General features: G+C 74.2%; 2 protein-coding genes. One reads left to right on the plus strand and one right to left on the minus strand.

Annotated elements, in window-relative coordinates; translation table 11 throughout:
• On the plus strand, positions 1–479 hold a 479-nt coding region (locus tag AB0C29_RS49820), incomplete at its 5' end, for an alpha/beta fold hydrolase (protein ID WP_360835584.1).
• Here the strand turns inward: AB0C29_RS49820 and AB0C29_RS49825 are convergent.
• Positions 469–1,106, minus strand: a 638-nt coding sequence (locus AB0C29_RS49825) for a transcriptional regulator (protein WP_360835586.1), incomplete at its 5' end; no start/stop codon positions are given. The genes AB0C29_RS49820 and AB0C29_RS49825 overlap by 11 nt on opposite strands.

The following is a 1,106-nucleotide window of genomic DNA, read 5'->3' on the forward strand; positions in this document are numbered from 1 at the left end:
GCGGCCGGCCCGCGGTGGACTACATCGCCAGTCCGGAGAACGCCGGGGAGCTGGTCAGCGGGCTGCTGACCGCCGACCCGGCCGCCGTCGGCGCGCTGCGCCTCGACCCCGGCGACCGGTCCCGGCACGCTTCCGTGCGGGAAACCTTCTACCACGACGTCGACGAGCACCTCGCCGACGCGGCGATCGGGCTGCTCGGCCCGGACGGCCCGGCCGGCATCGCGGGCGAGACGCTCAGCATCACCCCGCAACGGTACGGGTCAGTGCCGCACACCTACGTCGTCTGCACCGAAGACCGGGCTGTGCCGCCCGCGCTGCAACGTCGCTTCGTCAGGGAGATCGACGCCGTGTCGGCCCAGCCGACCCGGGTGGTCGAGCTGGCGACCTCGCACTCGCCGTTCCTGTCCGCCCCGGAGGCGCTCGCCGAGGTGCTCGCCGCGACCTACCAGGCCCACCAGCCGACGCCCGTCACCGCCTGAGCCCGGTGCCGGGGTCGCTCAGCGACGCCTGGAGCCGGGCCAGCCGCTCCTCGGTCCCCGTGCCCGGCACCGGGTGCAGCAGCAGCATCCGCTGCCGGGACAGCGGGCTCAGCGTCACCGAGCAGTCGAGGTCGAGCTGCCCGACCTCCTCGTGCACGACCCGTTTCGTGGCGCAGTGCAGCACGGACACCTCGTGCTCGTCCCACAGCTCCGCGAACTCCCGGCTGACCGCGCGCAGCTCGGCAACCAGCGCGGCAGCCCCGGGGCCGGTGATCGAGCGCAGGTCGGCCACGTACGCCCGGCCGGTCTGCTCGTGCTGAGTCTCCGGCTCCAGAGTTCGGCGCCACTCGGTTGAGGTGAACCACAGCCAGATCAGGTTGGCCTGACGTCCGGGCCGGCCCGCGAACCGGCCGAACAGCGCGATGTTCAGCGGATTCTGCGCCACCACCGTGCCCAGCTCGTCGGAGATGAACCCGGGCGCGGTGGCGGCGGCCGCCTGCAGAACGGCGAGCAGGGACGGGTCGACGTAGCCGGCCGGCTCGGGTGCCGACGGCGGCGCCTGCCCGGCCAGCCGGTACAGGTGCCCGCGCTCGTCGTCGCTGAGCCGCAACGCCCGGGCCAGGCTGC

It is taken from the genome of Actinoplanes sp. NPDC048791 (assembly GCF_040650095.1).
GTDB lineage: Bacteria > Actinomycetota > Actinomycetes > Mycobacteriales > Micromonosporaceae > Actinoplanes.